The following is a 7,755-nucleotide window of genomic DNA, read 5'->3' on the forward strand; positions in this document are numbered from 1 at the left end:
GAAAACAGTGCAGGTGACAAACAATTAGTAGCTTATCTTGTCCCGCATCAAGAGCCAGCACCCACAAATAGTGACCTACGCCACTTCTTAAAAGCGCAACTGCCCGACTACATGATGCCTAGTGCTTTTGTTGTGCTGGAGACACTACCACTAACACCCAATGGCAAAGTAGACCGTCGCGCCCTCCCCCAACCTGAATTAAGACCCGAACTGGAACCGACTTTTGTAGCTCCTCAGACTCCTACAGAGGAATTGGTTGCATCCATTTGGGAAAAAGTCTTGCGAGTATCACAAGTGGGTATAAATGATAATTTTTTTGAATTGGGTGGACATTCTTTACTAGCAACTCAACTGCTCTTACAAGTGAATGATGCCTGTCGGGTAGAGTTGCCCTTATCTAAGTTGTTTGAAGATCCTACTGTAGCTAGTCTTTCTAACTACATTGAAGCAATTTCTTGGGTAAACCAAAGTCTTGACACTAGCAACAATACAGTCTCTACCAGAGAAGAAGTGGAATTTTAATGAATACAATTGAGTTTGTTAACTACCTCCGTAGGCTGGATATTAACCTATTTATTGAAGGCGATCACCTTCGTTGCAATGCTCCTGAAGGAACTCTCACCCCCAAGCTAAAATCAGCAATTAGCGATCGCAAAACTGAGATTATCTCGTTTTTACAACAAGCGAATCTTCAAACTAATATTACTGCGATCGCTCCTATATCCAGAACAGAGAACAATACTTTTCCTCTCTCGTTTGCCCAACAACGTCTTTGGTTTGTCAACCAACTACAGCCTCACAGCCCCTCCTATAATATGCCGTTTAGCTTGCAGTTTAGGGGTCAACTCAATATTGCCGCCTTAGAGTCAAGCTTGCAATTACTCATCAATCGCCACGAAATCTTCCGCACTAACTTTATTACCGTAAATGGAGAACCCCTTGGGGCGATTGCTGCCACTAGAGATTTTACATTGCCAGTCATAGATTTGCGTCCTCTACCAGCAAGTGAACAGGAGCTAGAGTATCAGAAATTAGCTTCAGATGCAGCTAAGTATGTATTTGATCTCGCTCAAGATCCTCTACTGCGGACACAGCTAGTCCAGCTTACCCCAACAGAAAGTGTTCTACTACTAACAATTCACCACATTATCTTTGATGCTTGGTCTGTCAATATCTTTTTGAAGGAGTTAACCACAGCTTACTCTGCTTATGTGGAGCATCATACGCCAAATTTACCAGAAATACACCTTCAGTATGTAGACTTTGCTGTGTGGCAACAGCAGTGGTTACAAGGAGAAGTTCTAGAGTCTCAACTCGCTTACTGGCAGCAAAAACTAGCTCTAATGCCAACTTTGTTAGAATTGCCAAGCGATCGCCCCCGAACAGCGGTACAATCCTTTTGCGGAGCCACGCAAGTTTTTAGCATTGAGCAAAACATTAGTGATGCACTCGTAAGTTTGAGTCAGCAGCAGGGAGTCACACTTTTTATGCTGCTACTCACAGCATTTAAAATATTACTCTATCGCTACACCAACCAGTCAGATATCGTTGTTGGCACTCCAGTTGCTAATCGTCAGCACTCTCAAATCCAAGGAATGATTGGTTTTTTTGTCAATAATTTGGTTCTACGCACTGATTTATCAGACAACCCTACATTTCTCCAGTTATTACAACAAGTTAAAAAAGTAGTAATAGAAGCTTACGATCATCAAAACCTGCCTTTTGAGAAGTTAGTAGAAGCACTGCACCCAGAGCGTAACTTAAGCTACACACCCTTGTTTCAAATAGATTTTGCTTTGGAACATGAGTCAGTATCTACTATTACCCTCAAAGATTTAACAATTAATATATCTGATGCTGGAGTAAATCATACTGCTAAGTTTGATTTAGGCTTATCTTTGCAGAAAACCGAGCAGGGTTTAACAGGGGCATTTGAATACAGTACAGACCTATTTGATGCAGCGACTATTACCCGTATGGTACAGCATTGGCAAACGCTGTTAGCAGGTATTGTCGGGAATCCAGAACAAAAGCTATCAAATTTACCAATTTTGAGTGCGATTGAGCAACACAAGTTATTAGTGGAGTGGAATAAAACCCAACTTAACTATCCTCACAATCTATGTATTCATCAATTATTTGAAGCGCAAGTAGAACAAACACCAGACGCAGTAGCAGTCATCTTTAAAGACGAGCAGTTAACCTACCGAGAACTAAATGCCAAAGCTAACCAATTAGCGCACTATTTACAAACACTAGGCGTGAAACCAGAAACTTTAGTGGGTATCTGTGTAGAACGTTCTCTAGAGATGATAGTAGGAATCTTGGGTATCCTGAAAGCTGGAGGCGCATACGTTCCGCTTGACCCAATGTATCCTCAAGAACGCTTGGCTTTTATGTTAGAAGACTCGGCTGTGCCAGTGCTGCTGACTCAACAACGGTTAGTTGACAAGCTGCCCAAGCATGAAGCACAGGTAGTTTGTCTGGATACACAATGGGAGGCGATCTCCGAATACAGTGAGAAAAATATTGGTGATACCGTAAATACCCAGAACTTAGCTTATGTCATTTATACATCCGGCTCGACTGGAAAACCAAAGGGAGTAACCATCCCACATCTGTCTGTTGTAAATTATATCACTGCCGTCAATATTGAATATGGGATAAAGAAGTGCGATAGCTTCGCTGCTGCGGGGAGCGCAGATCGCATTTTACAATTCTCCTCGATCAGTTTTGATGTTAGTGCTGAAGAAATCTATACCAGCTTGACATCAGGTGCAACCCTTGTCTTGCGTACTGATTCCATGCTGGACTCAGTTGGTATATTTTTGCAGAAGTGCAGGGATTGGAAATTAACTGTTCTAGTACTACCGACAGCCTACTGGCATGAACTAACCCTTTTCTTGAGTCAAGAAAAGTTTACCCTCCCTCTGTCATTACGATTGGTAATTATTGGTGGAGAAAAAGCCCTAATCGAACGATTGCAAACTTGGTTGGAGTATGTGGGACAACGAGTGAGTCTGGTGAATAATTACGGACCGACCGAAGCTACTATAGGAGCCACAATATACGATTTATCAGCAGCAAAAACAGCATCAGCAGCATTGCCGATTGGTCGTCCGATTCGGAATGTTCAAACCTACGTATTAGATCGGTCTTTGCAACCTGTACCGATTGGCATTCCAGGAGAATTATACATTGGTGGAGATGGACTAGCAAGAGGCTACTTAAACCAACCTGATTTAACTGAAGAAAAATTTATTCCCAACCCTTTTAGCAAGGAACCCGGTTCCCGCCTCTATAAAACAGGGGATAAGGCACGTTATCTACCAGATGGTAATATCGAATTTATTGGTCGTATTGATAACCAAGTAAAAATACGTGGCTTCCGCATCGAACTGGGAGAAGTTGAAGCACTATTAGCACAACACCCGAATGTACTCCAAGCAGTAGTCATTTGCCGAGAAGACACACCAGGCAACAAGCGCCTCGTCGCTTATGTCGTCTCTAACCTCATCCTAGAGCGCATCCCCTATCACAGTGAATGCCAACTAGAAATAGACGGTAACTCCATCAAACTCCACACAGAAAATATCTCCAATGGCGCTGTTGATCTAGTGGGTATGCCAACGCCAACTACTATTACTGAAGGTCAACACGTCCGCCTGCATCTGCTGCTGCCTGGAGAGAGCGAACCGCGTTGGCTTTCTGGGACAGTAGCGTGGTTGCGTCCACCACAGGTCGAGGTTAGTTTTAATCTTACATTTTCCGAACAGGCTAAAGTTGACCAAAGTATAACCTATCAGTTGGACACTCAAGGCTTGTGGAAAACTTTACAGCGCACACTCAGCGGTTCCCTGCGCGACTACTTAAAACAAAAGCTACCCGATCATCTGCTGCCAAGCAGTTTTGTACTAATGAAAGCACTACCCCTAACTCCAAACGGGAAAATAAACCATCGCGCCTTACCCCCACTGGAGAGTTTCGACAAGGAAGGAGAAGATAATTTTGTCTCACCGCGCACCCCTACTGAAACAAAACTGGCTGCTATCTGGGCTGAACTCTTGGGATTAAAAAAAGTGGGAATCAATGATAATTTCTTTGAACTGGGAGGACATTCACTGCAAGCTATTTCACTGTTATCTAAGCTTTCAGTAGAGATGAACCTTAAAGTTTCAGTCAAGCTTTTATTTAGTTACCCCACTATAGCTGAATTAGCACAAGTGCTTTGGAAGTTGTCTACCCAAAATACATCTTTTACTCCAGAAAAACCCCAAGCGAAAATTGAGGAAACTATGACCGCATCTTTTACCAAAACTACAGACATATCTCCGTTTTTCCAACTAGAACAGCGCTCCTTATTGTCCTTGTTTGCAGTAGGAAAAATAGCACCAATTGACTCAGCCGCTCTGGGTTATCTTCCTCTCTCCCCACTAAAAGGAACTAGCGTAACTCGCAATGAAATCCTTCAAAATTGGTTTGACAACCTGCCGATGTGGGATACTGTGATGGAGACTAAATGGGGTCGAATAGCAGGCTTAACCCTGCCTATATTCGAGGATGAACTATACAGCGACCCACAGAAACTCGTACAAATGACTGTTGAAGCTTTAGAAATGGCAGGGCGACTCGGTGCTAAAACTGTTTCTTTAACAGGTTTGATTCCCTCTGCAACAGATTACGGTCGTGCCATTCTCAAAGCTGTTGAGGGACGTACCGACTTACCAAAAATCACTACAGGACACGCTACAACCTGCTCTGCTGTTGTGTTGACGATTAAGAAAATTTTACTCTTTAGCAACCGTTCTTTAGAGCAGGAGAAAGTAGCATTCATCGGTTTAGGTTCGATTGGTCTTAATACCCTGCGCTTGATGTTAAAATGCTTGCCGCATCCATCGAACATTATCCTATGCGATGTTTACAGTAAACTGGAATCAATTCAAAATATTCAACGCGAACTCATCAGCGATTTAGGTTTTCGAGGTTCTATCCAAATAGCGACATCAACATCAGAACTTCCGCCGGAAATCTACGACGCTACTTTAATAATTGGCGCTACCAACGTACCAGACATCCTCGACATCGAACGGGTGAAACCTGGTACTTTAATTGTCGATGATTCTGGCCCACACTGCTTCTCCCCAGAACAGGCAATTAAGCGCTTTGAGAAACAGAAAGATATTCTCTTTACCGAAGGAGGAGTTCTTCTAGCACCTCAGCAGATAGAAACGGTCATTCATCTACCCGAATGGATAAAAAATAACCTGAATGAAGCTTTATGGAAAGAATATGTGCCAACCAATTCCCAACACATAATGGGTTGCGTTCTGTCCAGTCTGCTCTCAACTCGATTTGACTATATGAAACCCACTGTAGGATTACTGAATCTAGAAACTTGCGTGCAGCATTATCAAGGTTTAGAACAGTTGGGCTTTCAGTCCGCCGACTTGCATTGTGAAGGCTATGTGTTGCCAGTCGAGCCGAAATAAACGCCAAATAGCAGAAATTTTCATTGACAAATTTAAGTAGGTGAACGGAAAAAAACCGAAATATGTAACGAAAAGTAAAATCGGCCAAACCCTCTTCACTCTTGCCTCTTGCCTAGTGCCATAACGACAATTTTCAATGCTAACCTACTTAAAATAGTATGAATAAGCTTCTTAAGCTTCGACCCTTTACAGGTGGAATCGGTGTTTTTCTGATCGTTTGGTTCGGACAACTGGTATCCCTAACCGGGTCCGGTCTGACTAGCTTTGCATTGGGAGTGTGGGTTTACCAGCGTACAGGTTCAGTCACTCAATTCTCTCTGATTTTGTTATCTGCCATGCTACCCTGTATCCTGATTTCTCCGGTAGCTGGTGCATTGGTAGACCGTTGGAATCGGCGCTGGTGCATGATTGTTTCTGACTCTGGTGCCGGCATAACTACAGCTGTGCTCGCCCTATTACTCGCTACCGGAAGCCTGGAAATTTGGCACATCTACCTAGCCGTTAGTCTCAGTTCTGTCTTCAAAGCCTTTCAGTTGCCAGCTTACACTGCTTCCACATCAATGCTTATCCCAAAGAAATACCTGCCGCGTGCTAGCTGCGTAGTTCGGTCAGGAGAAGCCTGCGCCCAGCTAATCTCGCCTCTACTGGGAGGAGTCTTGCTAGGAATTGTAAAGCTTCAAGGTGTCATCCTAATTGACCTTGTTACCTTCCTGTTTGCCCTCACAACTCTGTTACTCGTTCGCTTTCCTAACACTAAGACGGCTGCGGTTTCAGAAGATGGAAAAGCTTCTATCTGGCAAGACGTGGTTTATGGCTGGACTTACATTGCCGTTCGCCCCGGACTGTTAGTGCTGCTGATTTTATTCGCGCTGGACAACTTTGTTACGGGAGTGTTTGAGGTTTTGCTCACACCCTTGGTACTAACATTCGCTTCAGTTACAGAACTCGGAACCATTCAATCCATTGGCGGTGTGGGGATGGTGCTGGGCAATCTGGCGATGACTATTTCGGGGGGACCCAGATCGCTGATCCGTGGCATTTTTGCTTTCGATCTTTTCGCTCATATGATCATCTTAGCATTTGGTTTACGCACTTCTTTGCCACTCTTCGCCCTACTCAATTTCTTGCTTTTCTTCAGCATACCAATCATCAATGGCTGTTGCGACGCGATCTTCCTCCGAAAAGTGACTCCCGAAGTTCAGGGCAGGGTCTTTGCTACAATTAGAATGATTTGGATGTTATGTATCCCGCTAGCTTATGTTGTTGCTGTCCCTCTAGCAGAGCGAATTTTCGAGCCTTTAATGGCGAAGAACGGTCTATTGGCAGGAAGCATCGGAGAAATCATTGGAGTAGGGACAGGTCGCGGTATTGGTCTGCTATTTATTACGATGGAAATTATAGCCATACTTGTAACTTTTGCAGCTTACCGATATCCTCGCTTGTGGTTTATTGAAGACGAATTGCCTGATGTCATTTAGGAATGAGGATTAAATAAAGTGCAACTCTTGATGGATGTAAGGATCGTGGATTAAATAACCTTTAGGGTCAAGTTCAATGGCTTTTTGGTAAGCAGCAACAGCCTGTTCTAATTTCTTCTGGTCTCTCAGGGCAGCGCCTAGACCATTGTAAGTAGGTGAACAAAATAAAAATGAGGGGTATTGAGTTTTGTAAAATGGCTGAAACTCAATCAGAATATCGCATTGAGACAACTTTACATACCGTTACATACCTTTAAATTTTCCTGTTCACTTACTTAAACTGTAGCAAATTTAGGGGTAGAAACAGCTTGATAATTTCTACCCCTAACTATCCATATATTACTGTTTGTCCAAGTCTTCAATGAGTTGATCAACAAATTCCCTTAACCGTTGCTGCCAGTTAGGGACGGTTTTAATTTTTTCTCTGACTCCAGGTAAAACCTTAAATTGCAAGGGTGATTTATCGTAGGCCACTTTATTTTGTGGTTTAAATTTAATCCGAGGCATTGCCAAATCCTAATATATCTGATATACTAGACATCATAGCACAACAATAATTGCGTGATTTCTAGACAGGCTGATAAATGGTTTATTTCTGTTAAATACGAGATTGAAAAACCTCCTATACTTGCAGACAGACAGACCATTGGCGTTGACATAGGAATTAAGGAGTTAGCAGTTTGCAGTAATGGTGAAGTATTCGAGAATCCTAAAGCCTACCGCCATAAGAGTAAACGCATGAAACGTTTACAGCGTAGCGTTAGCAGAAAACTAAAGGGGTCTAATAA

The 7,755-nt window shown here is 43.0% G+C and carries 6 protein-coding genes; 4 read left to right on the top strand and 2 right to left on the bottom strand.

Features of this window, described 5'->3' with window-relative positions; genetic code table 11:
* The 3 genes from PN450_RS00830 to PN450_RS00840 all read left to right on the top strand — a co-directional run.
* The coding region (locus PN450_RS00830) for a phosphopantetheine-binding protein (RefSeq protein ID WP_271835078.1) at nt 1-522 on the top strand (522 nt) is incomplete at its 5' end.
* On the top strand, nt 522-5,489 hold the full coding sequence (locus PN450_RS00835; protein ID WP_271835080.1) for a non-ribosomal peptide synthetase: 4,968 nt from the start codon (nt 522-524) through the stop codon (nt 5,487-5,489). The genes PN450_RS00830 and PN450_RS00835, both read left to right, overlap by 1 nt.
* A 158-nt stretch (nt 5,490-5,647) precedes the next feature.
* Nucleotides 5,648-6,967, top strand: a complete 1,320-nt coding sequence (locus PN450_RS00840) for an MFS transporter (protein WP_271835081.1) — start codon at nt 5,648-5,650, stop codon at nt 6,965-6,967.
* A 9-nt stretch (nt 6,968-6,976) separates the two neighbouring features.
* Here PN450_RS00840 and PN450_RS00845 read toward each other — a convergent pair whose 3' ends face one another.
* Together PN450_RS00845 and PN450_RS00850 are read right to left on the bottom strand one after the other, a co-directional pair.
* Complete coding sequence (locus PN450_RS00845; RefSeq protein WP_271835082.1) at nt 6,977-7,198, bottom strand: tetratricopeptide repeat protein; 222 nt, start codon at nt 7,196-7,198, stop codon at nt 6,977-6,979.
* A 108-nt stretch (nt 7,199-7,306) separates the two neighbouring features.
* A complete protein-coding gene (locus tag PN450_RS00850; protein ID WP_200863821.1) occupies nt 7,307-7,474 on the bottom strand; it encodes a hypothetical protein in 168 nt (55 codons plus the stop codon).
* Between the two features lie 54 nt (nt 7,475-7,528).
* Between PN450_RS00850 and PN450_RS00855 the strand changes: the two genes are divergently transcribed.
* Nucleotides 7,529-7,755, top strand: a 227-nt coding sequence (locus tag PN450_RS00855; RefSeq protein ID WP_271835084.1) for a transposase, incomplete at its 3' end; no start/stop codon positions are given.

This window comes from Dolichospermum lemmermannii CS-548 (genome assembly GCF_028330815.1).
GTDB lineage: Bacteria > Cyanobacteriota > Cyanobacteriia > Cyanobacteriales > Nostocaceae > Dolichospermum > Dolichospermum lemmermannii.